The organism is Tatumella morbirosei (assembly GCF_000757425.2).
Taxonomy (GTDB): domain Bacteria; phylum Pseudomonadota; class Gammaproteobacteria; order Enterobacterales; family Enterobacteriaceae; genus Tatumella; species Tatumella morbirosei.
Window position 1 is genome coordinate 583,007 of record NZ_JPKR02000003.1, and the last position, 25,427, is coordinate 608,433.

A 25,427-nucleotide genomic window follows, 5' to 3' on the forward strand; every position below is an offset into this window, starting at 1 on the left:
AAGTTACAGGACGGAGGCCACCAGTGACTGCGCCCGTCCTTCAGAGACTTCACGCTCAGTAGCCATCCCGCCGATTGTTCAGTCACACTTTGTAACAGGCCTGTGATTCAGAGTAAACCCGTTTCAGCATCGACGGAGAAAACGCACAACCAGATTTTTAATTCTGCGCAGGGTACTCACCGTAGTGGCGATGCTAACGCCTGACAGATTACAGGAAATACATTCACCCTTACGGAAGTATAGGCCGACTATTGCGAAGTGTGTGCGAAAGATTTGAACCGGAATCACTGACAGAAGAGTAAAGCCGACCGCCCGGGCCGGCTGCAGTTAACATTTATCTACCCGCGCCATAAACTCTTCGCGGATGGCTTCATCCGGATGCTGTACTCCTCCGGCCAGCTCACTACTCAGCCTTGCCATATACTCCACCAGAAACGCGGCATGATACCTGGCAATCGCTCTGCCGGTCTCAGTATGCATCGTTGCCGGTAAGCCGAGTAATTTGGTCTGAAAATGGTCCAGAGCCCAATGGATATCATCCAGCGGACGTTGACGGGCAAACGGGTCTTCACTGTCGAACAACGCCCTGCCCAGGGCTCCGGAGGTATAAAACACCCGTGCCAGACCAATAGCCCCTAATGACTCCAGCCGATCAGCATCCTGCACAATTTTGGCTTCCACGGTTTCTGCGGGTATTCCGGCGCTGAAGCTGTGCGCCTCGACCGCATGACTCACGGCCGGGTAAAGTTCGGAGGGAAAATCGGCGAAATCTGCCTGTAGCACCCTAACCGTTTCCCGGGCAGCATAACGGGATGCTAAGTGTCGCTCAGGATGATTCTTTGGCAGATTCACAATGTCGTGAAAATAGCAGGCAGTCAGCACAACCAGTGGATTGGCCTCACTATCCTGCATAATCTTTTGCGCACTGGCCCAGACGCGTTGCAGGTGTGCCAGATCATGCGCTTTGTCTTCATGGTCCCAGTTCTCCCTGAACCATTGGTCAAATCGGGACTGCCAGTCAGTTAATAATGCCATTATTACGCTCCCCCTGTTCGACCTGCAGGACTTGCTGTCCTGTGTTAATCATAAGCCAGCATTCTTACACTGCTAACAATACGGTAAAATTAAATGTAACAAAGATGGCATTGTTACTGATGTTAAACGACATTGTAGTCCGTGACAATGTCACTGATAGTCATTAATCTGCTGCGCGGAAGTCAGCCTCCTGCGGCGCACAAAGTGCATGATTTACCTGCGTGATAACCTGTTTTTATCTTTTCTGTTTAAAACTGCAGTAAAACAGTTTTCAGCAGCCTTCTGTCGGGGTAGTCTCTTACCCCTGCATAAACCTCCTGAGCTCCCGATGACAATGGCAGACGACGATGGGTGCAGAAGTGATAAAAAAAACTAATGACTGGCAGGACAACTATGGACTCAACACTCACATCAGACAGCCGTGAATCACATGGCCATTCTCTTTCACGGGCAAGACGTGCTGCCTGGGGGAGTTTTGCCGGTGCAGTGGTCGACTGGTATGACTTTTTGTTATACGGCATTACTGCGGCGCTGGTGTTTAACCGTGAATTTTTCCCACAAATCAGCCCTGCGATGGGTACACTGGCAGCATTCGCTACCTTTGGCGTTGGCTTTTTATTCCGTCCGTTAGGCGGCATTATTTTCGGTCATTTTGGGGATCGTCTTGGCCGCAAACGCATGCTGATGCTGACCGTCTGGATTATGGGTTGTGCAACGGCAGCTATCGGTTTGTTACCCTCTTTTAACCAAATCGGCTGGCTGGCTCCGGTGTTGCTGGTGACACTCCGCGCGATTCAGGGGTTTGCGGTAGGCGGCGAATGGGGTGGCGCAGCGTTATTATCGGTCGAAAGTGCGCCGGAAAAGAAAAAAGCTTTTTACAGCAGCGGCGTCCAGGTAGGTTATGGCGTTGGTTTATTGCTTTCTACCGGGTTGGTGTCGCTGATCAGTCATTTCACCACTGACCAGCAGTTCATTAGCTGGGGATGGCGAATCCCGTTTATTTTTAGTGTACTGCTGGTGGCGGGCGCCCTGTGGATTCGTCACGGTATGCAGGAATCGGCCGAATTTGAACAACAGGCAATCCCGGAGCGACACAGTGGCTTACCGGTTCTCCATGCGCTGATTAAGCACCCGGGGGCATTTTTACAGATCATCGCATTGCGTTTATGTGAGCTGTTAACGATGTACATTGTCACTACCTTCGCGCTCAATTATTCGACCCAGAACCTGGGTCTTTCCCGGGACTTATTTCTGAATATTGGTCTGCTGGTCGGGGCAATTAGCTGCGTAACCATTCCCTGCTTCGCCTGGCTTGCGGATAACTATGGCAGACGCCGAATTTATATTACCGGGGCATTGATCGGTACCTTCAGCGCGGTACCCTTTTTTATGGCACTGGAATCACAGTCGGTCGTGTGGATTATCTTCTTCTCACTGATGTTGGCGAATATTGCTCACGACATGGTGGTCTGTGTTCAGCAACCCATGTTCACAGAAATGTTCGGTGCCGGTTTCCGTTACAGTGGTGCCGGGGTGGGCTATCAGGTAGCCAGTGTGGTCGGTGGCGGGTTCACCCCGTTTATCGCTGCGGCATTAGTCACGGGGTCTGGTGGCAGCTGGCACAGCGTAGCGGTTTATCTGAGCGTGGGTTGTCTGATATCGGTATTGGTCGCCGCATTAATGAAAACACGCACTCACGGATAATCTGAGGGCTTCCCGGGCCGTCACCGGGAGGCCCGTTCGCGGGGTACATCGCTCCCCTTTACTTGCTGATGCCTCTTCCCGGGCAAATAGCCTCTCAACTGAACAGCCAGGCCACCAGATCATGGCCTCCGACTTATCATCCCCGGAAATACCCTTTCCCCACAGAGCACTCCGCAGGATGAAAACCTGCAGTCCACCCACTGTCATTTTACCATGGTGACGGGTAGCGGCTATTGACAGAACTGACAGAAAGTATAGGATGAGCGCCGACATTTATTGTTATATTATAACATCACAAGAACCTGCTCTTGATACTACGGGGATGTAAATGCAAAACATGACTCAGTCCACTTTGACCAAAGTTAATAATAAAAAACACGGAATCTCTGCCGGTAAACTCACCGGATCCCTGCTGCCAGTCGCGGCTATGATGACTTCACTGCTGGCATTTAGCCAGACCAGCCATGCGGCAGACGCCCCGGTTCACGCGATTGGTATCGAAAATCAGTATGCCGATGTCATCAGCCAGATCGGTGGCAAATACGTTGAGGTCACTTCGATTGTCTCAGACCCTAATACTGATCCGCACACTTTTGAAGCCAGCCCCGGTATTGCCCGCCAGATTGCCAGCGCCACCCTGATTGTTGAAAATGGTGCCGGTTATGATGACTGGGCGGATAAACTGATCGCTGCATCACCTAATTCTGACCGTAAAGTCATTAACGTTCATAACTTACTGAAGCTGCCTGAAAATACCGAAAACCCGCACCTGTGGTATGACCCGAACACTATGCCGGCGGTCGCTGATGCTATCGCCGACCAGTTAGCGAAAGCGTTGCCTGACCACGCTGCAGAATTCAGGAAAAATGCAGCCTCTTTCCGTCAGTCTATGCAACCGCTCAATGCCGCTATCCAGGAATTACAAAAAAGATTTCCCTGATACTCCGGTGGCAGTAACCGAGCCGGTAGGTGACTACCTGCTGCAGGCCGCTGGTGCGAAGATTCTCACCCCGAAGGCCCTTGAATACGGCATCATGAATGATGTTGACCCGGCACCTCAGTTGGTGAGTGCGCAAAATGAGTTACTGAACGGTAAAAAAGTCCGGGCATTCCTGTATAATCAGCAGGTCACCGACCCGATTACCGAACATTTCCTCAGCCTGGCGAGAAAAAATAATATACCGGTGGTCGGTGTATATGAAACAATGCCTGAACCAGGATATCACTATCAGTCCTGGATGCTGGCGGAAGTCAAAGCGTTACGTAAAGCCCTGACAGAAAAAGCCTCCACAGAATCATTGATTGCCGGTAAATAAAAAAATATGTCTCACCAGTCTCAGGTACTGAGTGTCAGTCAGCTCGGGGTCAGTTACCCCGGGCGGCAGGTACTTCATGACGTCAGTTTCGATATCAACCACGGCGAATTTTGTGGGTTGATCGGTGCCAACGGTTCAGGGAAAACCACTCTGTTTCGTTCGCTGCTTGGCCTGCAACCGTTATCCAGTGGCCGGATATTACTGAACGGTCATCCGGTACAACAGGGACTCTCTGCTGCGGGCTATGTCCCGCAGAAAAATTTCCTCGACCCGGATATTCCTCTGACTGCCAGAGATGTGGTTGCCCTTGGACTTGATGGCCATCGGCCGGGTTTCAGACTCTGGCCAAACCGTCATCGTCAGTTAATCAATGACACTCTGGCGTCGGTCGATGCTCTCGCTTTTGCTGACCAGCGGATCGGCCGCTTGTCTGGCGGGCAACAACAACGGGTGCTGATTGCTCATGCACTGGTGCGGCGCCCGCGGATTTTATTGCTGGATGAACCTCTGGCTAACCTGGATATGGCCGCAGCCGCAGATATCATCAGTGTGCTGAAAAGACTGGTACGTGAACAGCAGGTTTCAGTGCTGTTGTCAGCCCATGATATTAATCCGTTGTTGCCGGTGATGGACAGGGTGGTCTATCTGGCTAATGGCCAGGCCGCCAGCGGCCCGACAGACCAGGTAATCCGTACCAGCGTACTCAGTCAGTTATATGGCTACCATATTGATGTGATCCGGGTTCACGGCCGGATACTGGTAGTTGCCACTGATCGTGACAGCGCCCTCTCTGACCCGGTAGACTGCCAGGCCCCTCATGTAACCACCGTTCCTTAGGTATTCATTTATGTTTTCCGCGTTATTCAGCCACGGCTTTTTTAGCAGTGAAACCGTGCATACCGCCCTGATCGTTGGCGGTGGTGCTGCCCTGGTCTGTGGAATTACCGGTGTATTCGCGTTGATTCGTGGCCATGCATTTGCCGGCCATGCCTTATCCGATATCAGTAGTGCAGGAGGTGCCGCTTCCTTTCTGCTCGGCATCAATGCGTTGGCCGGTTTTATTATTATGGCGCTGGCCGGAGCCGCAGGTATTGAACTCAGTGCGACACGACGTAGTCGGGAACGCAGCCTGGCGACGGGGATCGTACTCAGTGCCGGGCTGGGGTTTTCCGCCCTGTTTCTCTATTTCGCTGTAAAACATCATAATTCGTCTGGTGCCACATTATCTGTGATGTTTGGATCCATCTGGACATTGCCGGCATCAATTATTCCCTGGATTCTCGCCACCGGAGCGGCAGTACTGGTACTGTTAGCGATTATCTGGCGACCTGTGTTGTTATGTGCCATCGATCCTGAACTGGCAGTGATTCGTGGAGTTGCTGTCCGCCGGGTGGGTATTATGCAACTGGCCGCACTGGCACTGGCCGTGGCCTTGTCGTCAATGACTGTCGGCGCTATTTTGTCGACAGCACTGCTGACCGGTCCTGCAGCCATAGCGCTGAAGTTTGCCCGTTCAGCAGCCACGGCACTGATTATTGCGGCCCTGACCGGTTTACTCTCCGTGTGGATCGGGGTCTGGCTGGCATGGGAAAGCTTCTACTGGACCAACGGTCAGGGCTGGCCGGTTAGCTTCTTTATTGTCGGGATCATTTTTATTGTCTGGGCAGCCAGTGGGGTCGTGTCCGGACTTTTCAGCCGTGAAAAGCGGCTGTCAGGACGTTTGTTCAGGAAGAATCAGCATGTTTAGCGGGTTTATGTTAACCGGATGGATTGCCGCCACTCTGGTAGCAGTCCTGTGCGGTATCGTCGGATTTTTTGTTATCTTACGCGGTGAATCTTTTACCGCGCATGCCTTACCGATGGGGGCATTTCCCGGTGCGGCGGCGGCGGTGTTACTGGGTATCAATCCGTTTTATGGGGTCCTGCTGTTTGCCGGGTTGGGAGCCGCAGGAATCAGTCACTTCAGCCGTCATCACCGGCATGAAACTGCGACGGCGCTCTGTCTGGTCATGCTATTGGCCACCGGAACCCTGTTGCTGAGTCTCAGCGGACGCTATGCACAATCCGTGTATTCATTGCTGTTTGGTGACCTGCTCGGGATTAGCCGTGGACAGTTAATCCCCCTGGCCGTCACCGCCGTAATCAGTATTTCGCTGACCGCCCTTCTTTTCCGCCGACTGTTGCTCAGTTCACTCTCAGCGGAACTGGCAGTGGTACGGGGAATTTCTCTGCGCGCCACCCAGGCCGGATTCCTGACTATACTGGCACTCACCACCAGTCTGGCAGTACCTGTGGTCGGTTCATTGTTGGTATTTAGCCTGATGGTCGCCCCGGCTGCCATTGCCCGTACCCTGTGCCGCAGACCGGGCAGCGCATTATTACTGTCTGTGGTGATGGCACTGGTCGTGGCATGGAGTGCCATTGCCCTGTCATGGTTCAGCGACTGGCCTCCCGGATTTTTTGTCGGAACCCTGGGTGCACTGTTTTATCTTATCAGCCGTGGGATTAGCGCTGTCCGCCAGACACCGGCATAACCTTGGGTACTTATTGGCCCGGACTCAGGTTATTTCTGCTGAGCCGGGCCGGAATTTATTGTAACCCGCTCCCCACCACTGACATAAATGTTTAATTTTTATTCAGATAATCTTATGAATTACCTGAACTGCCACTCATGTCATATTTCTATCATCTGTGTCCTGTAAATCATTGTTACCTTTTTTAAATCACCTGTCCGACTTCTGCACGGAAGGGTGACTTTTTCTTACTGAAACAGTGGCGATAATAATGATTAAAGGCAATTCTCTCGCGATTCTTATTTCTTCATTACTCATTCCTGTGGCTTCTCATGCTGCGCTGATTTACAACAATGATGGCAACAAATTAAGTTTGTACGGTAAAGTCCGGGCCGAGCACTATATCTCCAAATCTGCAGATAATGATGGTGATCAGAGTTATGTCCGGTTCGGATTTAAAGGTCGGACCAAAATTAATGACTGGCTGCAAGGTTATGGTCAATGGGAATATGAAGCCGATAGTAGCGTCTCAGAGTCTGAGGGAACCGATAATGACAAGACCAGGCTGGGTTTTGCCGGTCTGAAAGCTAAAAAATGGGGCTCCATCGACTATGGCCGTAACTATGGTGCCACATACGATATCGAGGCCTGGACCGATGTCTTCCCTGAGTTCGGCGGTGATGGCTACGTGAAAAAAGACCAGTTTATGACCAAGCGTGCCAATGGTCTGCTGACCTGGCGCAACAATGATTTCTTTGACCTGATCGATGGTCTGGATGTGGCATTGCAATATCAGGGCAAAAACGAAAATGACGACAGAAAAGAAAAAACCACCAATGGTGACGGCTATGCGGCATCTGCCCGCTACCTGATCGGCGGTGGTGTCAGTGTGGGTGCGGCCTATGCATCCTCTGACCGGACCCTGGCTCAGAAAGAGGAAGCCCTCGGTTCCGGGGACAGAGCCACCACCAGAACTGTCGGTATTCAGTACGACGCCAACCAGATTTATCTGGCAGCCACCTTTGCTCAAACCCGTAATACCATCCCGTTAACGGTACCCAAAGGAGTTTCCAGCCTGTCTAAAAAGAAAATCACCGGTTATGCCCGCAAAACCCAGACGATGGAACTGGCGGCTCAGTACCAGTTTGAGTCAGGATTCGCACCTTCTCTTGGCTATGTTTATACCCGTGCCGAAAATATTGAAGGGGTGGGTGATGCCGATTTAGTTAATTATATCGATGTCGCTTTTACCTGGTACTTTAACAAAAATATGTCGCTGTTTACTGACTACGAAATTAACCGCCTGTCCTCTGATAATAAACTGCAACTGGATACCGATAATATTCTGGCAGTGGGCATGACCTACAAATTTTGATTCGCCCCTCCACCGGCCCATCCAGTGTCAGGGCCGGTAAAATCCCCTGGTTTTCCCACCTGCAACGCTCAATTTTTACCCATCGCTACCGTTATTTTCATCGAATAAAAAGATATCGAGCAGAACGTGATTGATCAGATCTACCGGACCGCAACCAACGAGACGACAAAGTGACCGGGGATCGACGCAGAAACATGCGGGTATGGTGGTTTTTGCGCCAGATTCACCAGGAGCGCTGAAATATTCAACATTCAGTCAAAACCCGCGCGAAAGACCTTTGACAACCCAGGCAGGCGCCGCTAATATGCGCCTCGTCTTCACGACAATTCCTCTGTAGTTCAGTCGGTAGAACGGCGGACTGTTAATCCGTATGTCACTGGTTCGAGTCCAGTCAGAGGAGCCATATTAAAGAAGCCTGCTTAAGGAAACTTAAGCGGGCTTTTTGCATTTATATCGCCTGACGATCTGTATCTGGCTCTGACCCTGCGACAACACACTAACCAGCGATTGTTTCCAGGGCATTTTATTTTTCCCCGTCCTCAGGAAAGTCCGGTGGTTTGGCAGTACTCAGATGAGCTCAATAATGGAGTGCCCCATATTGACTCTGATAGTGGATGTCGATGTGATGGCAGCTGTTGCTAAAATTTTTGTCACCAACGAAAATCCATCGGTTTATTCAGATTACCCCATTATCGTCATGAGTCATGAGCCACCAGCCTCCTGGCACCGCAGTCCGGTTTACATTGAACATTTGCACAGGATACCGACAGTTGCAGATTAATGTGCCTGTGCTGCCGCTTCGGGTTACACAGGTTCCATTAGTGCGAATGCTGTGCGCATTGTACGCGCCTCCTCTCCTGGACTTCGACCAAACAGTCTTTTGAACTCCCGATTGAACTGCGACGCACTTTCGTAGCCGACCCGCGCAGCTGCGCCGGCTGCAGTAACGTTGTCCCGAATCATCATCAGTCGCGCCTGATGTAGACGCACAGACTTGATGTACTGGATGGGAGAAGTCGCTGCCACAGCTTTAAAATGCACATGAAAAGCAGGAACACTCAGACCAGCTTCCTGTGCAAGCGAGGCCACATCCAGTGGCTGGGTATACTCGAGATGGATACGCCGTAACGTTCGCGCAATACGACCAAAGTTACCATGGCAGGCCAACGCTGCGCGAATAGCTCCACCCCGGTCACCCAACAAGACACGAAAAATCAGCTCCCGAACAATCCCGGGTCCCAGAACTCTGGCTTCGATTGGTGAAAATAATACCTTCAATAGACGAACTGTCGTATCTGCCAGCGTGTCATCGAGGGGGGTGGAGACGATACCAACAGGTGAATTCGAAAGAGCATTGTCATGGTGATCGATAGTCATCACCAGGTCTGCCACCGCCGTCATATCCAGACGAATGGACACGGCAAGCAAAGGTTCTTCCGGACTGGCATCTGTCTCGGTTGAAAATGGCAGAGGTACTGAAAGCACCAGGTAGTGTAATGGGTCGTAGTGATAAATCTTATCGGCGAGGTAACCTCTTTTATGTCCCTGACAGACAATCACAATGCCCGGTTCGTACAATACCGGGGTTCGCCCCAGCGCTCCGTCAGCTCGCATCAGACGCACGCCATCAAGCAACGTAAGGGTATGACCTTCTTGGGGGGCGAGCTGGCAAATCATCGCCGCCATTTCGGACTGTTGAGACCCTGAAGGTAAACTTTGTGGCATACATCCGACCTGTTAATTGACCTAATGCTTATATTTTCACCTCCTGCATACATAAAAATCAATAAGGGAAATAGGATTAGGCAATGATGCAAGAGTGTCAGGCCTGTCACCGTATGTGCTCTCTCTTTATGATTCCTGTCAGTTAAATATTCCCATGATATAGCCTCTCCAGCCCGGTGACAGGCAAGGAGAAACAGCCTTTCTGGCGTCAGACAGGGCCAGTTACATTGTCGGCGCAGTGGTTATGGCCGACGGTGGCATGAGTGTCGCCATTCAGTGATGCAATTCTTTTTTCAAGAACAGGAGTCTTCATCAATGCAACAACAAACCTCCCCTGCAAAAGTCTGGTTTATCACCGGAGCTGCTCGTGGTATTGGTCTTTCGCTGGCACGCCAGTTACTGGCGCGAGGCGATACCGTAGCCGCGACCTCCCGCACCCTGACCAGTCTGCGTCAGGTATTCGGCGACGATAACGCGCGGCTGCTGGCGCTGGAGGTGGACCTGGTGAACGAAGTCAGCGTTCAACAAGCCATCAACAGCACCATTGCCGCCTTCGGGCACATTGACTGTGTGGTCAACAACGCAGGCTACGGCCAGCAGGGTACCATTGAAGCATTAACCGACAGCGAATTACGCCGCAATTTCGATGTTAACGTATTTGCTCCCCTGCATGTACTGCGCCATGCCCTGCCGCATATGCGTACGCGGCGCAGCGGCCATATCTTCAACGTGGCGTCGATCGTAGGCTTTCAGGGCGGTTACGCGGGCTGGGGAAGCTATGTCGCCAGCAAATTCGCACTGGCCGGTCTGACCGAAACCCTGGCGGCCGAACTGGCCGAACTGAATATCAGAGCCACAGTGGTCTATCCTGGACCGGTGCGCACCGGGTTCCTGTCAAAGGAGACACTGGTCGTGGCCCAGCGCACAATCGCTGACTATACCGAAGCTCAGGCCTCGCTGGACCTCCATCTGAACGGTCTGGACGGCAAACAGGCTGGCAATCCTGATAAAGTAGCTTCTCTGATACTGCAGGCGGCCAGTGCTGACGCCCCACCCGTGCATCTTTTTGCAGGTAAGATTGCCAACACTCTTGCTGAACAAAAAAATGCATGCAGTGAGTCAGGACCTTGATGTCTGGCGAAGTGCGTCAGATGCCACGGATTTTGAAGAGTAATAACCCATTCACCGGGGACATGTGAACCACACTGTCCCTGATTTGCTTTCTGGAGGATATCTCATGCATGACAGCCTGCCTGCGGAGAAAGCGTACCGTATTCTTGAAGCTGGTCCCGTTATTCTGGTATCCACGAGGGGGACAGATGGCCGAACGAATCTGATGACCGCAGGTTTTCACATGATGATGCAGCATGCCCCACCGCTGGTCGGTGTGATTATCGGCCCCTGGGATTACAGCTATCAGGCGCTGTCAGATACAGGAGAATGTGTTCTGGCTGTACCGCCAGCCGGGATGGCAAAGACCGTTGTGGACATCGGTAATTGCTCGGGGGAAACAGACGACAAATTTGCTCGTTTCGGCCTGACGCCCATCGCCGCGCAATCAATCAGTGCGCCTCTGGTAGATGAATGCCTGGCTAACCTGGAGTGCAGAGTGGTGGATGACCGCCAGGTGCGGCGCTATAACCTGTGGGTGCTGGAAGTTCGGCGGATTTGGCTTGACAGCGCATGGCAGGAACTGCGCCTGCTCCACCATCAGGGCGATGGCCATTTCAGTGTCGACGGAGAGATGCTTGACCTTAGTGACAGGATGGTAAAATGGCGCGATCTGATGAACTGAATGTTGTTCCATTCTGACTAAAAGCGCTTGCTGGCAATACATTACCGGTAAAAGCCGGTAATGTATTGCCATTAAAAAGGACGCAGGTCTTGTGATCCATCCCGTAGCAGGATCTTACGGCCAACAGAATGAAAATGTACGCTAAAAAGTTAACTCTCTTTTTACTTTACTGACGATTATCCGGGTGACTTAACATCGTTCTGCTCCAGTCATAAAAAGCGCGAACTGACGGTGGTATATACCGGCTATAGGGGTATACCAGGGATAGCGGTAATTCAGAGGTGCTGTTCTCCAGACAGGAGACCAGTTCCCCGCTTTGCAGGTACGGCATAGCCAGATAACTGGCGACACGGATTAACCCAACCCCCTGTATCCCGGCCTGAATATAGGCATCGGTATCGTCAACGATGAGTACCTCTCTCATACGGATCGCCCGATCCCCACCATCAAGGGTAAAAAACCATTCAGTTGTGCGTCCGGTGCGGTGATTCAGATAGCCAACCGCGTGATGCTTTTCCAGTTCATCCAGTTTTTGCGGCTTGCCGAAAGCATCAATATAAGACGGCGCGGCCAGAACGACCCAGGTAAAACCAGGCAGTGGGCGGGCAACCAGGGTTGTTGAATCTTCGATCCTGCCAGTACGGATCACGCAGTCATATCCTTCCCTGATGATATCCTCAACATTATCGCTTGAGCACAGCATCACTTCCAGCCCGGGGTACTGGCGGAGAAACGACGGGAGTCCGGGGATAATGCAATGTCGGGCGAGGGACTGGGGCATCCCCACTTTGAAACGGCCTCCTGGCTGCTCAGATCGGGCGGGAAAAGACGACTCCATGGCGGCAATATCCGTCAGGATCCTTTTGCATTCGTCGTAGTAGCGCTGGCCCTCCGTCGTGATGCTGAGTTTGCGGGTAGTACGCTGCAAAAGCTGGATACCAAGCCAGGATTCCAGCTCCCGGATAACCCTGGAAACCGTAGAGCGTGGCAGACCCAGCACTTCTGCCGCTCTTGCAAAGCCATGAGTTTCCACCACGCTGACATAGACCTGCATTGCTGCCAGTTTATCCATCCTACCCTCTTGCCTGTAGATATTGATTATCCCGTCAGAGCGAACAGTCTAACCCGGTTTAGGGATCTTATCGAACGTACATCATCGCCCTACACTTTCTCCCGGACACTGAACACGGCTAAAATAGTATAAGGAACTAACATGGCAGAGCATAAATTACACTCAGGTGAAAAAATACTGGTGCTGGGCGCAGGACAACTCGGGGCGGCTGTACTGCAGCATCTGCTCCCCGCAGTCTCTCAGCGAGAAGGCACTGTGTGCGTTATCGTTTCGCCTCGAGCCTGGGATAAACAAGGTCAACTGTGCGCTTCCACGCATCAAAAATATGTGGATGCCGGAGCAAAATTAATCCCTCTGGACATCGCCGACAGCACGATGGACGCCCTGAAGGATCAGTTTAAAGAGTTTGATACCGTTATCAATTGTATGGGGTTTGTTGCAGGCGCAGGCACCCAGATAAAAATCACCCGCGCAGTACTGGAAGCCGGAGTTAACCGCTACTTTCCATGGCAGTTTGGTGTTAACTACGATGTCGTCGGCAAAGGCAGCGGCCAGCCGGTCTGGGACGAACAGTATGATGTAAGAACCTTACTGCGAGAACAACACAACACCGAATGGATCATTATCTCCACCGGTATGTTTACCAGCTTTCTCTTCGAGCCTGCATTCGATGTGGTGAATTTATCCGCACGGACTATCAATGCGCTGGGGGGATGGGACACACAGGTTACAGTAACTTCTCCGGAAGATATCGGCCGACTCACCACCGACATTTATCTCCATCAGCCGCGTATTGCCAACGAAGTGGTGTTTGTTGCAGGAGAAACGACTTCCTATGGTGAACTGGCAGAAACGGTCGAGCGAGTGACACAACAAACCTTTGTAAAAAAGGTTCTGACCCTGCCGACCCTGCTGGAGGAATTGCAGGCCAGCCCGGATGACCAGATGCTTCGCTATCGTGCGGCCTTCGCCCGGGGAGACGGTATGTGGTGGCCGATGAACGACACCTGGAACGTGCAGAATAATATTCCCACGCAGAATATCGCAGCCTGGCTTAAGTCATCCATTTGATTATTAATCAAGGGATTCTCCATGAAAACTACCAGGACGTTCTGATTCATTATTATCGACCAGCCTTGGTCAGTCATAACCCCCCTGACGGCGGCAGGTGATACATCCGGCAAACGGAAAAAAAGATTTGCCTGCAAGCTGATAAACCGGGTGACGGAGGCAATACAATCACCGAAGTCTGCCCGGGCATAAAAAAGGGGAAACCCCATCCCCGAATTGAGCGTACAAACCAAAACAGGCATCACTACAAGAGGAGGTGCACACTTCAGCTATGCGACTGATCGGTAGGGATCAGTCCAGCCTTTTGATAAGCCACAATGAGTTCATCAAATAATTCTATGCTCTGGCGGATGCGTGCAATCAGTTGTGCACCTGCGACCGCCGTATAAATAGCCAAAGCCTGAGTTTTGTATGCCTCTGCATCGCCTCCGTCTTTCTCACTCAGCACACGGCTAAGCCACCCAACGTTAGCATCAACAAAGGCTTCGACCTCTGTCCTGACCTCCTCAGGCAGATCTTCATATTCAGCCGCCATAAAGCTGGACAAACATAACCTGTTTTCATTCTCAAGAGATTTACGGAAAATCGCGGGATAATGACTTAAGGCCTGGTGGGCGCTGGTACTTCTATTGCGTATGCTCTCCAGGCACTGGACTGTATCCTGACAATATTGATGAGCAACCACAGCACCAAGCTTCGCCTTACTGGCAAAGTGATAAAAGATACTGGCATTTTTGATCCCCACCCTGGTGGCAATACTCCGGAAGTTTATCCCGTTATATCCATGTTTTTGAGCCGCATTTCGGGCCTCTGCCAGTATTGCTTCCCGGGCATTTACACTCATATCCGCCTCTTTCCTTCGCAACCAGGACCTCAATATACACTGACCAGAGTAACCTGCCAACTGACAGGCAGATATTGACATTTGCCATAAGCAGGTTCAATCTCAATGCAAGCCTACCTACTGGTAGGTAGGCAGGCGGGTTGATATTGTGTGTGACAAATAACCTTAAATCACAGAATTAAAGGATTCCTGACAATGAAAATCTATGACTGGTATGACGGCCCTTATCCTGCACGTGTGCGTATTGCACTGGCCGAAAAAGGGATGCTTTCAGCAACAGAATTTATCCCCGTCAACTTATGGACTGGCGAACATAAAACAAAACAGTTTCTCTCCATCAACTATTCAGGAACGCTGCCTGTTTTACAGCTCGACGATGGTACATTGATCGCAGAGTGCACGGCGATTACGCAGTATCTGGATTCACTTGAACCACCCTACAGCCTGACCGGTACCACTCCGGCAGATAAAGGCATTATTCACATGATGACCAGGCGTGCTGAAATTGAGTTCCTGGATGCAGTTAGCACCTATTTCCATCACGCCACCCCGGGGTTGGGACCTGAGGTTGAACACTATCAAAATCCGGAATGGGGCAACCGAATGCGCGATAAAGCAGTCCGGGGAATGTACTATTTTGATCAGGTTTTGCAAACGCGACCTTATGTCGCGGGTGATGCTTTCTCAATGGCGGATATCGCGGTTATTGGAGGGATGATATTCTCTACGTTAGTAAAGCTTGCCGTGCCCCCGGATTGTAGCGCGTTGCATGAGTGGTATCACCGAATGAAGGAAAGGCCTTCAGTTAAACAATGGCAGGCGATGGTAGAGAATGAACGTATACGCAGAACGCTGTGATGGCTGGTGGCTTAATCTGTGTGGCTCTGGTAATGCTCCCAGTAGCGGAAATATGATGACTGTTTAAAATTTTTCTTTCCGCCCGGAATCTGAATGATAAAGCTGCGGTCTGTCGTGCTAATGCAGTTTCACGGACAGGCCTTATCAGCTCATAATGGTTTCCAGCCGGGCCAGTACTTCGTTGACGATGGACTCAGGGGCTTTTTCCAGCAGCTTACCGTGACGGGCATTGATATCAATAGTTCGGGGTTGGTCACAACGAATCACCCCGGTCGTAAGCGTACCAGCACCCTCAAGAGACACAGTAAAACCGGCCCCCCTGGCATAGTTCCCACCCCGGGTCACGGGCAGAACAACCGGAAGACGTGTAAAGTGGTTAAATGCCGTGGAGGAAACAACCAATACCGGCCGCTGGCCGCGCTGCTCATGCCCCTCTGTGGGGTCAAGGCATACCAGCCATATTTCACCTCTCCCCATCTACAAAATCTCCTTGCCAGCAGGAGCCCCGTCAATCCATTGGCTGTCGGGCATAACGCCTTCAGCGTGAGGGTCACACTGTGCCAACAACTCTTCGAGGGTATAATGTGGCTTTTTCTGTGGTGCAATAACCAGGCAACCATTTTCAATGGTAATCCCGACGTTGCTGTCTGCTGACAGCCCCAGGGCTTTCAGCAAAGCTGGCGGAACTGACAGCATGACTGAACCGCCGACTTTTTTGAGACGTGTGGTGTGCATAAAAGATCTCCGGATATTATATTTTAATATAACATCCGGGCCACCCGAAGTGCAATTCTTAACCAACTGCATAAGATCCTCCGTAATATTACGAAATTGATTAATGGTAAATTCCGGCGTAATTCTCCGGATAGCAGTCAGCATAAAGGCTACTGCGCCTGGTTAATGCTCCATCTTCCCGTCGGCCTGACTATCAATTATTTATGTCCGCCAGGACTGGCGTCATGGGAAAACAACGATATTGCAATACAATCCTCTGCGGATGAACAGCACTAATTTAACCAAGAAATGTGAATTGCGGCGTGGCTTAAGAGAGAAGCTGGAATTTGTGATTCACTGATAGAAAATAAGTGATATGGCAGGCACTAAACGCCTGGAGGGTCATGCTTTGGACGGCAGTGACTGACAAGATAAGCCTGCTGTCCGGCGAAAAAAACTTCCGGCAGACAGACCTGGCTCCCGGCGATAGTCCGTTCTGGCAGCCAGCCCTGCCCATCATTACCGGTAATCGAGTTTTAGTGCCCCTGCTGCCACCAGCAGCAACGATAATGACATACAGGTAAACGCCATCGCCAGCCCATAACCGTGCGCGATAAAACCCAACACCGCCGGGCCCATCAGAATACCGAGATAACCGACCGTGGCGACAAAAGCCACCGACAAATTTGATGGCATCACCTGCTCTTTTCCCGCCAGGGTAGTAATCACCGGAGCGACATTAGCCGCCCCTATCCCCACCAGAATAAATCCCCCCAGCGAGGATGCAATGCCTGGCAACAATACCGCCAGTGCATAACCTGCCGCCGCAAAAACACCACTGAGAATCAGAATTTTTTTTCGCCCCAGCCGGCTGACCAGCCGATCCCCTGTGAGTCGCATCAACGCCATGGCGCCACCAAACACCGCATAGCCCCAGCCTGCGTGTACAATCGCCAGCCCGCGTTGTTCGGTGAGCCAAATCCCACTCCAGTCCAGCATGGCACCCTCTGCCAGAAAACATAGCATACACATTCCAGCCATCAGGATAAGCCGAAGATTCAGGCGAAAAACAGAATGCTGTTGTTGCTGGTGAGAGGCAAAAGGTAATAAATGTGGGAGGCTCAGTATCATGGTCAGTAGCATTAACGTCACCGCGGAGAATACCATCAACAGAGGCGACATGCCCGCCCCCAGTACCAGACTTCCTCCCGCAGCTCCGGCTATTCCACCCACACTAAATAAACCATGGAATCCAGACATCAGAGGAACTTCGCTCTGTTGCTCAACCAGAGTCCCCTGAATATTCACTGTCACATCGGTCAGTCCCACTCCGGCGCCGAACAGTAACAAGCTGGCAACCATTAAGGACAGAGACTCTGTGGTAGCCAGCAGCGGCAAAGCCAGACAGGCCATCAGAGCGCCCGCGATAACCATAGCCCGACAGCCAAAGCGGCTGGTGAGCTTACCCGAAAACAACATTGTGATCAGTGAACCAGTGCCCAGGCAAAGTAACAGTAACCCCAGTGAACCAGCATCAAGTTGTAACCGCTGTTGAGCATAAGGGACTAACGGCGCCCAGACCCCCATTGCAAAGCCTGCAATAAAAAACACTGCCCGTGTCGATACTCTACGTGCAACAGTATTCACTTCCTGAGATAGACCTGCGTCCTGCATTAACCCTCCGCTAACTGCCTTAACGGCTGAATAAGTATAAATTTCCAGCCAGAAACTAAAATAATAGCCTGGTTATTCAGTATGATAACCTTAACTTTCCTGCCGGTAATCAAAGAGACTTTTCCGCTGAAGTTTGACCGGGCGGGATGAAGGGCTCCTCCCCTGTGCAACGCTTGCTATTATTGCGGAACCAACCGGTCAAGAGTGAGTTCGGCAAAACGCTCAACAATCAGCATCTGTGCCGCCTCCAGAGTTTGCTCAAGTTGCTGATTAACCGCCTGTTCTATCCGGCAATCCTGATGTTCGTTAGCCCATCCCACCGTAAACATCTCGTTACTGCCAATCGCTAAAAACACCTGTAACAGGGTGATTTCCTGTAAGGGTTTTTCCAGAGTCCATCCGCCGCCGTGGCCTTTTTCAGATCGAATCAGTCCGGCCTCGCGTAATCCCTGAAACAGCCTTCTCACTACGACCGGATTGGTTTTTATCATCAGTGCAATTTGCTCTGATGTCACGGCTTCAGTGATTTTTTCCATATGAATCAGGATATGTAAGGCTCTGGAAAGCCGGTGATCTTTACGCATTCTTCACTCCGGATCAGTTAATGCGGGTTAATATTGTAACTTTATTAGTTGCATGAGTTAGTTACTTTCATGTACCTTATATTATTACATGAAATACTCAACGAAGGTATCGGTTATGCTGTCTGAAAATCTGCTACAAAATCTCTGGTTATGTCTGGTCATTGCCATGGTATCCGCCTGTATGGCTGTTTCGGTCACCCAACAGGAAATGTTTCGTCCGTTGCGTCAGTGGGCCGCGACAAAACATCCTATGGCAGGACATCTGTTCAGTTGTTTTTATTGTTTTAGTCACTGGGTGGTATTCGCGGGTATCGCTATCTATCGGCCGGTGGTGGTGATCTCCGGTAATACTCTGGTGGATTTAGTGGTCACGGCCTTCTTTACCGTTGTGCTTGCTGTTGTGTGTAGCGGTATCATCCTTCAGGTAGTACGCATTGCGATAGCTAAAGCCAGTGAAGAAATAGACCTGAAAAATAAATCTGCGAATTAACCTCTATGCCTGCCGGACACACCGGCAGGAGATATGTTACAGGCCTCTGGCCCGGGGGCTTAGGGTGAACAATGCTTTCACTGAATAGTCATCCGTCAACGCTCTTGATCAGACATTGTCGGTGAGTTTCTCCGGAGGCCGGGGTTCTACATCCTTATTAGTTTTTATTCTAAATTGACATATAAAAGCCAGAATCATTTAGATATTGGGATATCGGGAGAACCCTCTGTGGGCCCGGTCCGGCGAGGCGGACAACCCCACCTTCTCTCATTAAATACACTTTAAATCATTGAGTTACTTAAAATGGCCTAGGGGCATTGTCTCATCATTTATTCCGTTCTGAATCACAAAATGCACCAGAATGAATCTTCAGTGATCCCATACAGGTGCGTCATGCACTGTCCGCGGTGCAATACCCGCCAGCTATCATAAATTCAGATGACTGGCATCAGAACAAATCGCTACCCGTGATACCGGGAGACTTTTACAGTTCCCTCATAAGCAATGATTTCCCTCTGGTGACTCCCCGTGAGTTGCCGTCACCCTCAGGAAAGACCCGCTTTTACTCTGCTAATGAGGATACAGATGGTATGAGCCGTTCAGTGAAAGTCAGTCATAAACCCCGGAATGATACAACGCCAGGCATCCTGTTCAGCGCTGTACAAATTATTATTTTTTTTACCTTTATTAAGCTGTGCGTTTTTAACACAGAGGCATTGCAGAAGAACTTTATGCAGACGCAGATTCCCGTGTCTTTTGTGCTGGGAGCGGTGGTTATTCTCAGTGGGATCATCCTCACCACGCTGTATGTGGTGATAGCCAACCAGCATGAGGAATACTAAGATGATCAGGCTGTTACTCATCGCTCTGCTAAGTGCTGTTTGTACACCGGTACTGGCATCGACCGGAACCTCACCAGCCTCCGGCGGGTTAGCCATTTTCTTCTTTATCGCCGTCATTCTGATGACACTGTTTATCACCTGGCGGGCAGCCCGCCGAACCAAAACCGCGAGTGATTTTTACAGTGCCGGCGGAAAAATTACCGGTTTTCAGAACGGTTTAGCCATTGCCGGAGATGCAATGTCCGCCGGGGCCTTACTGGGGCTGACGGCTCTGGTATTCTCCCGTGGCTTTGATGGCCTGTTTTATGCCATTGGTTACACCACCGGACTGCCGATCGTGGTCTTTCTGATGGCCGCCAAAATGCGCAAGCTGGGTCAATATACCTTTACCGATGTGGTCTGTGCCCGGTTACCGGGAAAAGGCATCCGTATTTTCTCAGCCTTTGCCTCTCTGACCATTGTGCTGTTGTACCTGATTGCCCAGATGGTAGGTGCAGGACAACTCATTGAAGTCATGTTCGGCATCCACTATACCCGGGCCGTCGCCCTGGTGGGGGTATTAATGGTGCTGTACGTTATGTTTGGCGGCATGATGGCGACCACCTGGGTTCAGATGATCAAAGCCGTATTAATGATTTTCAGCTGCCTGCTGCTCTGCTTTCTGGTACTAAGAATGACCGGATACAGTTTTAGTGAACTACTGAAAGGTGCGGTCAGTGTTCACCCGGCTGGCCAGCAGGTCCTTATCCCTGTTTCTCCCGCGAAAGACCCGTGGTCAGCATTTTCACTGGGTATTGCATTAATGCTCGGCACTGCTGGCCTGCCTCATGTACTGATGCGATTCTTCACGGTGCCAGACGCCAAATCTGCACGGAGCTCAGTGTTATGGGCCACCCTGTTTATGAACGGATTTTATCTGATGATATTTATCATCGGTTTTGGTGCGCTGTATCTGCTTCGTGCTCATAGTCTGCCTTCTGCCAGCGTAGGGGGGAATACCGCGGTATTACAACTTGCAGCATTGCTTGGCGGACAACCCCTGTTTGGTTTTCTGGCTGCGGTCGCTTTTGCCACCATTCTGGCGGTGGTCGCGGGGTTAACACTGTCAGGGGCATCGGCGGTTAGCCATGATATTTACGGCACTCTCAGCCAGACAGGCAGCGTCAGTGATGCCAGCGAAGTAAAAATCATGCGGGGATCGGTCATCGTCCTGGGGGTACTGGCTGTACTGCTTGCCATCCTGTTTAAGGGGCAAAATATCGCCTACATGATAAGTCTGGCCTTTTCACTCTCCTGTTCCTCCACCTTCCCGGTACTCCTTCTGGCTATTTATTGGCGTTCACTCACTGCCCGTGGTGCGTTGTGGGGAGGTGGATGCGGATTAGTGTCATCACTGGTATTGACCATTGCCGGCCCCTCCGTCTGGGTAAAGGTTCTTGGCCACAGCACGCCACTGTTTGCTATCGACCCTCCTGCCATTGTTACCGTCCCGCTGGCGTTTATGGTATGTATCGCCGTTTCACTGGCAGGCAGGAAAAGCCTTGCCAGTTTCACTGCCGACAACACTGCCTGATTTATTCACCGGCTTATTTATCATGCTATTATGGAGTCACTCACCATGCTGGAAAATTTTACTGAACAGTCCGGGGCTTTTGCCGAACTAATGGCCATCAGGGAGGGAACCTCGCTTACAAAAGGCGAAGTTCAGGTCACCGGTCAGGATAACTTATTTAACACTCCGTTTAAGGTCGGCGAAACTGCAGCAGCATTACTCGCAGCCCGGGGTGTGGCAGCCAATGATCTGTGGCAACTGAAAACCGGCAGACGGCAAAAAATTAGTATCGATATGCGTGCGGCGGCGGCGACCTCACTGGCGGGCGGAGACATGACACAGCGACGTGGCGATGACGGCATATTCAGGCCGATTGCCGTTTCTGAGGCAATGAAACACATGGTATCGCTTACCCAGCCCTGGAAAACCGCCGATGATCGCTGGCTGTTGCCACACACCAATCTCCCCCATCTCGAAAAAAGAATTCTCGATATTTTGCAATGCAGTAGCACGCCGTCCTCCGTCAGTCAGGGGGTCCGCCGCTGGCAGTCAGATCAGCTTGAACAGACGATTGCCGATGCCATGGCCTGCGGCGGCAAAGTTCGCAGTCCCGAAGAGTGGCTGAAGCACCCGCATGGCCAGTATCTCGCAGCTCGTCCGGTGGTGGAAATCACCAAAATAGCGGAAGGTGAACCACAGCCGCTTCCTGCCGGAGAACTACCGGCCTCCGGGGTTAAAGTGTTAGATCTGACGCGGATTTTGGCCGGACCGACCGCAGGTATCGGGTTTGCTGAACATGGTGCGGACGTATTAATGGTTACTGCCCCTCATCTGCCGCAGGTCCCCGCCTTTGTCCGTGATACCAGCCATGGCAAACGCAGCTGTTTCCTGGATATGGATAATCCACAGCAAGCAGGGCAACTAAAACAACTGGTCAGAGATGCAGATATTTTTATTGATGGCTACCGTCCCGGACGACTCGAAGCGCATGGTTTTGGCGTAGATGAACTGATGAAATTACGCCCCGGATTGATTCATATCGCGATTAACTGCTTTGGCTCAGGGGGACCGTTTGCATCCCGGGCCGGCTGGGATCAGATAGCCCAGGCGGTCACGGGAATTTGCCATACCGAGGGACTCCATCACGGTAACGGTTCACCCCGACTGATGCCGGTATTTACCTGTGATTTTCTGACCGGCTTCCTGGCGACCTTTGGCGGTCTGGTGGCGCTGGCACGTCGTGCCCGCGAGGGGGGCAGTTATCGGGTGCAGGTCTCTCTCTGCCAGTCTGCCATGTTGTTGCAACGTCAGGGGTTACTGGAAAATTTCCGGCATTCCCCGGGACGTCTGTCTGCCGCGGAATTTGAACAATGGGCAGTGTGTGATGAAGGCACCTGTTATGGCGACCTTAAAACACTGGGGCCCGTGCTACAAATGTCTGAAACACCTTGCCAGTGGCGGGGAACCACGCCGGCATTAGGCAGCCATCCACCGGTCTGGTAAACCGGATGAATAACCCGGCCGGCAAGCCACTGTTGTTCGGCCTGCCGGGGTCAGTATTCCCAGCCGCCCCGAGGTTAACCCGTATTCCTCAGATAGCGGCAGTACTCTCCTGATGGTGCAATAGCGCTCACAGCACAAGCCCCTGGGACAGCCCTGGCGATGAGTCGGATTTAATTCTCTTAATATTGAGTACATTACCTTCAACTGTTCGACTGGCCTGAATTTTGCTTAGTTTTCTGACATCTTAAATGACAATGACAACGCACCTTAACGAGGTAGAAACGAGATGGGAGTTTCTGATGAAAACCTGTGATTTACTGACGTTCTCTACCGTTGCCCGCTGCGCCAGCATTACTGCCGCCGCCAAAGAACTTAATACGGTTCAGTCCAATGTCACCAGCAGAATCCGGTCACTGGAAGAATTTATCGGTCTACCTTTGCTGGAACGCCATAGTCGGGGGGTAACACTGACCCGTGCCGGCAACCGTCTGTTACCCTATGCACAACGCACGCTGGCTATGCTGGAAGAAGCCTCGCGGGTGACCAGAGATGAAGGGGAAGCGAGCGGGACTATCACTATTGGCTCGATGGAAACCACGCTGGCAGTCCGTCTGCCGGATATTCTGGCCAGCTTTCATGATTGTTATCAAGATGTTCAACTAGCAATGACCATTGATGCCACCGCTTTTCTGATCGATAAAGTTCTCAACTGTGAGGCTGACGGAGCGTTTGTGGCCGGACCGGTGGATCATCCGTTACTGGCAGCGACACCGGTGTTCAGCGAGGAACTGGTACTGGTAACTACCCGCGGAATACGTGATCCGCAACAACTGAAAGATAACCCGCGGGGTATTACCGCACTGATGTTTAAACAAGGCTGCGCCTACCGACAACGGCTGGAACAGTATCTGACCTGGCTGGGCCGCCCGTCATTCCAGCGCATGGAGTTCGGCTCGCTGGATGGCATGCTGGGGTGCATCAGTGCCGGAGTGGGCATCACTCTGTTGCCCCGATCGGTGGTTGAGAAATCCGGACTGGCGGAAAGATTACAGGTTCATGAAGTGATCCCCGCCATCTCCCGGGTTCCCACCCTGTTTATAACCCGGAATGATGTGCAACCAACCACCGCACTCAAACGATTTGTTCGATGTGTTAAAGACCACAGCCTGGCCGGACAGCCCGGGAAAAGCATTACGGTTGCCACCTGATATCATTCAGCCGATGGTTCTTCAGAAGAACCAGAGACCGTCTGCCGTGTGGTCTGACTATGCACAGGTACAGATACCCCGGACCACTACATTGTCACACCAAAAAAACGTTTCACTGCCCTTTTTCCCTGTTGAGTAAAAGTGACTTCCCGGTAACCAGGCTGCCGGGTTATCCACTGATTTTGCAACATAATCGTCAGCAACTGAGCTCCGGCATTTCCCCCCAGGTGAAAGCGTCGTTCACTCCAGTCCAGACAAGCACAAGCTGCTTTACGTCTGAGCTTTGGGATGTCGCTTATCCCCATTAGCAGAAATTTCTCTTTACCTGGCGGAGATAAACATTCACTTTCAGGGATGATCCATTGTTCAGACAGCATAACATCGTAAATGGCAACAGCCACTTCGCCGGCCAGATGATCGTAACAGGTACGTGCATGGCGTAAGTGTGCCGGAGTCCGGACAGATGCTGTTTTTTGCGGGTCCACAGACAGCCCCATCAGGGACTCCAGCACAGCCGCTACATCTTCCCCCGATAAGCGGTAGTAACGATGACGGCCCTGAGACAGACAACTGATCAGTCTGTTTTGCTGCAGTCTGGCCAGGTGCGCACTGGCAGTTGAAGGGGCAATACCGGCCACCACACTGAGTTCGGTGGCGGTCCACGCCCTGCCATCCATCAGTGCACATAACATGCTGATCCGTGAAGGGTCAGCCATGGCGGCAGCAATTTCCGACACAGGCCGCAGCAGCGGATTTTCATCCTCTGCCAACGCAGAGGCCTGTGAATTTTTTGTGCTCATTACAGACTCCAACGGGTAGTCACTTGCGCCGCGAGTTTATCATTGTCCGTTATCAGAATCAGGTGATTGCTGTGATCACTGTACTGAGTCACGATATTAATATGATAACCCGCCAGAACCGCAGCGATTTCACCTAATTCTCCACACCTTGTCTGGCTAAGCTTTCTGATAAGTGGAGCCTTTACCTGTTTCACCTGTAAACCTGCATTGCGGAGCACCTGTGCGGCCCGCTCACCCTCTTCCACCAGAAAATGAGCGTGACATTCCTCACCCACCGTAAACACCCCGCCACCTTCGAGACCGATATTCTCCTGGCCCAACAGTTGCCCCAGTTGTGCCAGTTCAGCGGGCTGATTCGCCAGTACCACCCAGATGTCATACATGGTCAATCTCACTCGCGTCAGAGGAATACTCACGAATCACAGTAGCCACTTTAATGTGGTAACGGGAGAATATAGTTTCTCTTCCTTCGCTCTGTGCAGCCTGATGCCGCAAATTGCACTTCCATTCCCGAACCGCCTGTTCATTCTCCCACCATGACAGGGAAAGAATTTTGCCGGGATTCGTCAGGCTCTGAAAGCGCTCGATCGCAATAAAGCCCTGAACATTATCCAGCTCCGATCTGAGCCCGGCCGCCAGCTGGAAATAACGTTGCTGATGTTCCGGTCGTGCATCGGCTTCGAATAATACAGCAATCATAGTTGTCTCCTGTTTTCTGAAGCCACTATTCTGCACGCACTGACTTCTGATGC

The 25,427-nt window shown here is 51.5% G+C and carries 27 protein-coding genes and 1 tRNA gene; 17 read left to right on the forward strand and 11 right to left on the reverse strand.

The window, feature by feature from the left end; all coding sequences use genetic code 11:
- Positions 1 to 327: 327 nt before the first annotated feature.
- Positions 328 to 1,035: a phosphohydrolase gene (locus HA49_RS05575; protein WP_038021051.1), complete on the reverse strand. Its 708-nt coding sequence runs from the start codon at positions 1,033 to 1,035 to the stop codon at positions 328 to 330.
- 393 nt (positions 1,036 to 1,428) lie between these two features.
- Between HA49_RS05575 and shiA the strand changes: the two genes are divergently transcribed.
- The 8 genes from shiA to HA49_RS05610 all read left to right on the forward strand — a co-directional run bounded on the left by shiA (position 1,429) and on the right by HA49_RS05610 (position 8,346).
- Positions 1,429 to 2,739, forward strand: coding sequence for a shikimate transporter (gene shiA, locus HA49_RS05580; RefSeq protein ID WP_038021053.1), 1,311 nt, complete (start codon positions 1,429 to 1,431; stop codon positions 2,737 to 2,739).
- A gap of 328 nt (positions 2,740 to 3,067) precedes the next feature.
- Positions 3,068 to 3,679, forward strand: coding sequence for a metal ABC transporter substrate-binding protein (locus tag HA49_RS21645; RefSeq protein WP_211259043.1), 612 nt, complete (start codon positions 3,068 to 3,070; stop codon positions 3,677 to 3,679).
- Between the two features lie 7 nt (positions 3,680 to 3,686).
- On the forward strand, positions 3,687 to 4,055 hold the full coding sequence (locus tag HA49_RS21650) for a metal ABC transporter solute-binding protein, Zn/Mn family (RefSeq protein ID WP_211259044.1): 369 nt from the start codon (positions 3,687 to 3,689) through the stop codon (positions 4,053 to 4,055).
- A gap of 6 nt (positions 4,056 to 4,061) precedes the next feature.
- Positions 4,062 to 4,892 carry a metal ABC transporter ATP-binding protein gene (locus tag HA49_RS05590; protein WP_038021054.1) on the forward strand — a complete coding sequence of 277 codons (831 nt, stop codon included), beginning with the start codon at positions 4,062 to 4,064 and terminating at the stop codon, positions 4,890 to 4,892.
- 10 nt (positions 4,893 to 4,902) lie between these two features.
- Entirely contained in the window at positions 4,903 to 5,802 is a 900-nt protein-coding gene (locus HA49_RS05595; protein ID WP_038021055.1) for a metal ABC transporter permease, read from the forward strand.
- Positions 5,795 to 6,589 (forward strand): metal ABC transporter permease, encoded by a 795-nt coding sequence (locus HA49_RS05600; RefSeq protein ID WP_038021056.1) that lies wholly within the window; start codon positions 5,795 to 5,797, stop codon positions 6,587 to 6,589. The genes HA49_RS05595 and HA49_RS05600 overlap by 8 nt, the downstream gene beginning before the upstream one ends.
- A 253-nt stretch (positions 6,590 to 6,842) precedes the next feature.
- Positions 6,843 to 7,943, forward strand: a complete 1,101-nt coding sequence (locus HA49_RS05605) for a porin (RefSeq protein ID WP_038022507.1) — start codon at positions 6,843 to 6,845, stop codon at positions 7,941 to 7,943.
- A 327-nt stretch (positions 7,944 to 8,270) separates the two neighbouring features.
- Positions 8,271 to 8,346: transfer RNA gene (locus HA49_RS05610), tRNA-Asn, on the forward strand.
- A 401-nt stretch (positions 8,347 to 8,747) separates the two neighbouring features.
- Here HA49_RS05610 and HA49_RS05620 read toward each other — a convergent pair.
- A complete protein-coding gene (locus HA49_RS05620) occupies positions 8,748 to 9,629 on the reverse strand; it encodes an AraC family transcriptional regulator (protein WP_038022510.1) in 882 nt (293 codons plus the stop codon).
- A gap of 354 nt (positions 9,630 to 9,983) precedes the next feature.
- On the opposite strand from HA49_RS05620, the gene HA49_RS05625 reads away from it, so the two are divergent.
- On the forward strand, positions 9,984 to 10,799 hold the full coding sequence (locus HA49_RS05625) for an SDR family oxidoreductase (RefSeq protein WP_245610157.1): 816 nt from the start codon (positions 9,984 to 9,986) through the stop codon (positions 10,797 to 10,799).
- A gap of 106 nt (positions 10,800 to 10,905) precedes the next feature.
- Entirely contained in the window at positions 10,906 to 11,463 is a 558-nt protein-coding gene (locus HA49_RS05630; protein WP_020078423.1) for a flavin reductase family protein, read from the forward strand.
- Between the two features lie 166 nt (positions 11,464 to 11,629).
- Here the strand turns inward: HA49_RS05630 and HA49_RS05635 are convergent, their stop codons facing one another.
- Positions 11,630 to 12,535, reverse strand: coding sequence for a LysR family transcriptional regulator (locus HA49_RS05635; protein ID WP_020078422.1), 906 nt, complete (start codon positions 12,533 to 12,535; stop codon positions 11,630 to 11,632).
- 141 nt (positions 12,536 to 12,676) lie between these two features.
- On the opposite strand from HA49_RS05635, the gene HA49_RS05640 reads away from it, so the two are divergent.
- Positions 12,677 to 13,606, forward strand: coding sequence for an aromatic alcohol reductase (locus HA49_RS05640; protein ID WP_038021061.1), 930 nt, complete (start codon positions 12,677 to 12,679; stop codon positions 13,604 to 13,606).
- 265 nt (positions 13,607 to 13,871) lie between these two features.
- Here the strand turns inward: HA49_RS05640 and HA49_RS05645 are convergent, their stop codons facing one another.
- Positions 13,872 to 14,450: a TetR/AcrR family transcriptional regulator gene (locus tag HA49_RS05645; protein WP_038021062.1), complete on the reverse strand. Its 579-nt coding sequence runs from the start codon at positions 14,448 to 14,450 to the stop codon at positions 13,872 to 13,874.
- Positions 14,451 to 14,645: 195 nt separating this feature from the next.
- On the opposite strand from HA49_RS05645, the gene HA49_RS05650 reads away from it, so the two are divergent.
- On the forward strand, positions 14,646 to 15,308 hold the full coding sequence (locus HA49_RS05650; RefSeq protein ID WP_038021064.1) for a glutathione S-transferase: 663 nt from the start codon (positions 14,646 to 14,648) through the stop codon (positions 15,306 to 15,308).
- A gap of 144 nt (positions 15,309 to 15,452) precedes the next feature.
- On the opposite strand, the gene HA49_RS05655 is transcribed toward HA49_RS05650, so the two are convergent.
- The 4 genes from HA49_RS05655 to HA49_RS05670 all read right to left on the reverse strand — a co-directional run bounded on the left by HA49_RS05655 (position 15,453) and on the right by HA49_RS05670 (position 18,280).
- Positions 15,453 to 15,785: a type II toxin-antitoxin system PemK/MazF family toxin gene (locus tag HA49_RS05655; protein ID WP_038021066.1), complete on the reverse strand. Its 333-nt coding sequence runs from the start codon at positions 15,783 to 15,785 to the stop codon at positions 15,453 to 15,455.
- The gene (locus HA49_RS05660) at positions 15,786 to 16,043 is read right to left on the reverse strand and encodes an AbrB/MazE/SpoVT family DNA-binding domain-containing protein (protein WP_038022512.1); all 258 of its coding nucleotides are present in this window, start codon (positions 16,041 to 16,043) and stop codon (positions 15,786 to 15,788) included.
- Between the two features lie 498 nt (positions 16,044 to 16,541).
- On the reverse strand, positions 16,542 to 17,696 hold the full coding sequence (locus HA49_RS05665) for an MFS transporter (protein ID WP_038021068.1): 1,155 nt from the start codon (positions 17,694 to 17,696) through the stop codon (positions 16,542 to 16,544).
- A gap of 179 nt (positions 17,697 to 17,875) precedes the next feature.
- Positions 17,876 to 18,280: an Rrf2 family transcriptional regulator gene (locus HA49_RS05670; protein ID WP_038021070.1), complete on the reverse strand. Its 405-nt coding sequence runs from the start codon at positions 18,278 to 18,280 to the stop codon at positions 17,876 to 17,878.
- 115 nt (positions 18,281 to 18,395) lie between these two features.
- Between HA49_RS05670 and HA49_RS05675 the strand changes: the two genes are divergently transcribed.
- The 5 genes from HA49_RS05675 (at position 18,396) to HA49_RS05695 (ending at position 23,875) form a co-directional block, all read left to right on the forward strand.
- Positions 18,396 to 18,770, forward strand: a complete 375-nt coding sequence (locus HA49_RS05675; RefSeq protein WP_038021072.1) for a hypothetical protein — start codon at positions 18,396 to 18,398, stop codon at positions 18,768 to 18,770.
- Between the two features lie 590 nt (positions 18,771 to 19,360).
- A complete protein-coding gene (locus tag HA49_RS05680) occupies positions 19,361 to 19,612 on the forward strand; it encodes a DUF485 domain-containing protein (RefSeq protein WP_038021074.1) in 252 nt (83 codons plus the stop codon).
- Between the two features lies 1 nt (position 19,613).
- On the forward strand, positions 19,614 to 21,185 hold the full coding sequence (locus tag HA49_RS05685; protein WP_046791685.1) for a sodium:solute symporter family transporter: 1,572 nt from the start codon (positions 19,614 to 19,616) through the stop codon (positions 21,183 to 21,185).
- A 45-nt stretch (positions 21,186 to 21,230) separates the two neighbouring features.
- Positions 21,231 to 22,667, forward strand: coding sequence for a CoA transferase (locus HA49_RS05690; protein WP_038021076.1), 1,437 nt, complete (start codon positions 21,231 to 21,233; stop codon positions 22,665 to 22,667).
- Positions 22,668 to 22,966: 299 nt separating this feature from the next.
- Positions 22,967 to 23,875 carry a LysR family transcriptional regulator gene (locus HA49_RS05695; RefSeq protein ID WP_046791686.1) on the forward strand — a complete coding sequence of 303 codons (909 nt, stop codon included), beginning with the start codon at positions 22,967 to 22,969 and terminating at the stop codon, positions 23,873 to 23,875.
- An 86-nt stretch (positions 23,876 to 23,961) separates the two neighbouring features.
- Here the strand turns inward: HA49_RS05695 and HA49_RS05700 are convergent, their stop codons facing one another.
- Genes HA49_RS05700 through HA49_RS05710 form a run of 3 tightly spaced genes read right to left on the reverse strand, consistent with a single transcriptional unit; the run spans position 23,962 to position 25,374 of the window.
- On the reverse strand, positions 23,962 to 24,675 hold the full coding sequence (locus tag HA49_RS05700; protein WP_046791687.1) for an ArsR/SmtB family transcription factor: 714 nt from the start codon (positions 24,673 to 24,675) through the stop codon (positions 23,962 to 23,964).
- Positions 24,675 to 25,058 carry an amino acid-binding protein gene (locus tag HA49_RS05705; protein ID WP_038021078.1) on the reverse strand — a complete coding sequence of 128 codons (384 nt, stop codon included), beginning with the start codon at positions 25,056 to 25,058 and terminating at the stop codon, positions 24,675 to 24,677. The genes HA49_RS05700 and HA49_RS05705 overlap by 1 nt, the downstream gene beginning before the upstream one ends.
- The gene (locus tag HA49_RS05710; RefSeq protein WP_038021080.1) at positions 25,051 to 25,374 is read right to left on the reverse strand and encodes an antibiotic biosynthesis monooxygenase family protein; all 324 of its coding nucleotides are present in this window, start codon (positions 25,372 to 25,374) and stop codon (positions 25,051 to 25,053) included. The genes HA49_RS05705 and HA49_RS05710 overlap by 8 nt, the downstream gene beginning before the upstream one ends.
- Positions 25,375 to 25,427 lie beyond the last annotated feature (53 nt).

What these genes read in the sequence shown, in the direction of transcription:
- HA49_RS05575 (WP_038021051.1), bottom strand. Translation starts at nt 1,035, where the DNA reads ATGGCATTATTAACTGACTGGCAGTCCCGATTTGACCAATGGTTCAGG.
- HA49_RS05625 (WP_245610157.1), top strand. Translation starts at nt 9,984, where the DNA reads ATGCAACAACAAACCTCCCCTGCAAAAGTCTGGTTTATCACCGGAGCT.
- HA49_RS05680 (WP_038021074.1), top strand. Translation starts at nt 19,361, where the DNA reads ATGAGCCGTTCAGTGAAAGTCAGTCATAAACCCCGGAATGATACAACG.
- HA49_RS05620 (WP_038022510.1), bottom strand. Translation starts at nt 9,629, where the DNA reads ATGGCGGCGATGATTTGCCAGCTCGCCCCCCAAGAAGGTCATACCCTT.
- HA49_RS05670 (WP_038021070.1), bottom strand. Translation starts at nt 18,280, where the DNA reads ATGCGTAAAGATCACCGGCTTTCCAGAGCCTTACATATCCTGATTCAT.
- HA49_RS05690 (WP_038021076.1), top strand. Translation starts at nt 21,231, where the DNA reads ATGCTGGAAAATTTTACTGAACAGTCCGGGGCTTTTGCCGAACTAATG.
- HA49_RS05640 (WP_038021061.1), top strand. Translation starts at nt 12,677, where the DNA reads ATGGCAGAGCATAAATTACACTCAGGTGAAAAAATACTGGTGCTGGGC.
- HA49_RS05665 (WP_038021068.1), bottom strand. Translation starts at nt 17,696, where the DNA reads ATGCAGGACGCAGGTCTATCTCAGGAAGTGAATACTGTTGCACGTAGA.
- HA49_RS05630 (WP_020078423.1), top strand. Translation starts at nt 10,906, where the DNA reads ATGCATGACAGCCTGCCTGCGGAGAAAGCGTACCGTATTCTTGAAGCT.
- HA49_RS05595 (WP_038021055.1), top strand. Translation starts at nt 4,903, where the DNA reads ATGTTTTCCGCGTTATTCAGCCACGGCTTTTTTAGCAGTGAAACCGTG.
- HA49_RS05635 (WP_020078422.1), bottom strand. Translation starts at nt 12,535, where the DNA reads ATGGATAAACTGGCAGCAATGCAGGTCTATGTCAGCGTGGTGGAAACT.
- HA49_RS05660 (WP_038022512.1), bottom strand. Translation starts at nt 16,043, where the DNA reads ATGCACACCACACGTCTCAAAAAAGTCGGCGGTTCAGTCATGCTGTCA.
- HA49_RS05685 (WP_046791685.1), top strand. Translation starts at nt 19,614, where the DNA reads ATGATCAGGCTGTTACTCATCGCTCTGCTAAGTGCTGTTTGTACACCG.
- HA49_RS05645 (WP_038021062.1), bottom strand. Translation starts at nt 14,450, where the DNA reads ATGAGTGTAAATGCCCGGGAAGCAATACTGGCAGAGGCCCGAAATGCG.
- HA49_RS05650 (WP_038021064.1), top strand. Translation starts at nt 14,646, where the DNA reads ATGAAAATCTATGACTGGTATGACGGCCCTTATCCTGCACGTGTGCGT.
- shiA (WP_038021053.1), top strand. Translation starts at nt 1,429, where the DNA reads ATGGACTCAACACTCACATCAGACAGCCGTGAATCACATGGCCATTCT.
- HA49_RS05710 (WP_038021080.1), bottom strand. Translation starts at nt 25,374, where the DNA reads ATGATTGCTGTATTATTCGAAGCCGATGCACGACCGGAACATCAGCAA.
- HA49_RS05705 (WP_038021078.1), bottom strand. Translation starts at nt 25,058, where the DNA reads ATGTATGACATCTGGGTGGTACTGGCGAATCAGCCCGCTGAACTGGCA.
- HA49_RS05700 (WP_046791687.1), bottom strand. Translation starts at nt 24,675, where the DNA reads ATGAGCACAAAAAATTCACAGGCCTCTGCGTTGGCAGAGGATGAAAAT.
- HA49_RS05655 (WP_038021066.1), bottom strand. Translation starts at nt 15,785, where the DNA reads ATGGGGAGAGGTGAAATATGGCTGGTATGCCTTGACCCCACAGAGGGG.
- HA49_RS21645 (WP_211259043.1), top strand. Translation starts at nt 3,068, where the DNA reads ATGCAAAACATGACTCAGTCCACTTTGACCAAAGTTAATAATAAAAAA.
- HA49_RS05600 (WP_038021056.1), top strand. Translation starts at nt 5,795, where the DNA reads ATGTTTAGCGGGTTTATGTTAACCGGATGGATTGCCGCCACTCTGGTA.
- HA49_RS05590 (WP_038021054.1), top strand. Translation starts at nt 4,062, where the DNA reads ATGTCTCACCAGTCTCAGGTACTGAGTGTCAGTCAGCTCGGGGTCAGT.
- HA49_RS05695 (WP_046791686.1), top strand. Translation starts at nt 22,967, where the DNA reads ATGAAAACCTGTGATTTACTGACGTTCTCTACCGTTGCCCGCTGCGCC.
- HA49_RS05675 (WP_038021072.1), top strand. Translation starts at nt 18,396, where the DNA reads ATGCTGTCTGAAAATCTGCTACAAAATCTCTGGTTATGTCTGGTCATT.